The organism is Synergistaceae bacterium, assembly GCA_017450125.1.
Taxonomy (GTDB): domain Bacteria; phylum Synergistota; class Synergistia; order Synergistales; family Aminobacteriaceae; genus JAFUXM01.
This window is the reverse complement of the sequence record JAFSWZ010000004.1, coordinates 1-1,509: the sequence shown is the minus strand read 5'-3', so window position 1 is coordinate 1,509 and position 1,509 is coordinate 1. Positions and strand designations below refer to the sequence as shown.

1 protein-coding gene is annotated in these 1,509 nt (G+C 53.9%); it reads right to left on the bottom strand.

Annotated features, from left to right (window positions below; translation table 11 throughout):
• On the bottom strand, positions 1-1,484 hold a 1,484-nt coding region (locus IJT02_00105), incomplete at its 3' end, for a thiamine pyrophosphate-binding protein (protein ID MBQ7543329.1).
• Between the last annotated feature and the right edge of the window lie 25 nt (positions 1,485-1,509).

The following is a 1,509-nucleotide window of genomic DNA, read 5'->3' as shown; positions in this document are numbered from 1 at the left end:
GTTCCGAAGGCCAAGTTGTTCATGACGACCCAAGTGCAGGCGATACCTTCCTCAACTGCAGTAGCCATGCATGTCGGGTTGACACCAAAACCGCCGTCTCCGATAAGGGCAATGCATATTTTGTCGGGAGCTGCCTTTTTGCCGCCGAGAACTGCTGACGCTCCAAAGCCCATTGTTGCGAGTCCTGAAGAGTGGTGTACTGTTCCGGGTATGGTTACGGTGAACTGCTGCGCAACTCCGTTTTTGTTCCAGCCTACATCGGTGAAGATTAATGCATCTTCCGGGATGGCTTCTTTTACGTCCTTGAGTATTCTCTGAGGAGTCATCGGGAAGCGTAAATCTTCGGTGATTGCCTTGACGGATTCCTTGAACTCGGCTTTTGCTTTGGCGATACCTTCACGGAGTCCGGGCCTCTTGATGCCTTCGGGCTTAATGGCTTTAGCGGCCTCAAGAATCTGAGCAAGTGCTAACTTCAAATCCGCTACTGCTCCGATTTCGACGGGGTAATTTCTGCCGATCTCTGTGGGGTCAATGTCGATCTGAAGGAATTTCGTTGTTGAAGGGTCGAACGTTACGCCCTGATACCAGCTTGACGAGTCAGCCTCCGCGAATCTAGTACCAAGTGCGAGAATCACATCAGCTCCCAGCGTGAAAGCGTGAGTGTGCGCGAGTCCCCAGAAGCCTGTCTGACCGACCATCAGAGGATGAAGATCACTGACGCAGCCTTGACCCATAAGAGTGCGGGAAATCGGGATGTCCAGAAATTCCGCGAGTGCTGCGAGTTCTGCGGAAGCCTGCGCTAACAAAATTCCTCCGCCTGCGTGAATCACGGGAGCTTTAGCCTCGATGAGTCTCTTGGCGATGGCCTTTGCACATGCAGGATCAAGAGCGGGCTTGACGGTTATGTGGCTGTCCTGATACGTGCGGGCAAAGAGGTCTTCCTCGATCTCTCTGCTCCAGATGTCCATCGGCATATCAATAAGCACCGGGCCGGGTCTGCCTGACTCTGCGAGCCTGAAGGCCTTATCCAGAATGTCGGGGAGTGCTTCGGGATCGTCGACTCTCCAGCAGCGTTTGCAGACCGGCTCAAGCAGCCTGTACTGTGTAGCGTCTCCGTGCATGTTGACTTCCTGATGAGGGTGCTTGCCGTAGTAGTAGCTGGGGACATCTCCCGCGAATACGACCATGGGGATCGAGTCGAATGCGGCATTTGCGACTCCGGTAAGGACGTTGGTGATTCCGGGGCCTAGGTGACACATGACTACTGAGGCTTTGTGCGTGACTCTGGCGTAACCGTCAGCGGCGGTTGAGGCTACGGCTTCGTGCCTGTTGGAGATGTAGCGGAGATGGCCGCCCTTTTCGAGGTTGCGGTTGATAGCGTCGAGCATACCGATTACTGTGTGTCCGCAGAGGCCGAAGATGTATTCGACTTTTCTGCGTTCGAGGTAATCTACGATAAGGTCAGCTACGAGTTTTTTGCTCATGCGTGAAAATACCTCCTCTGAGAAT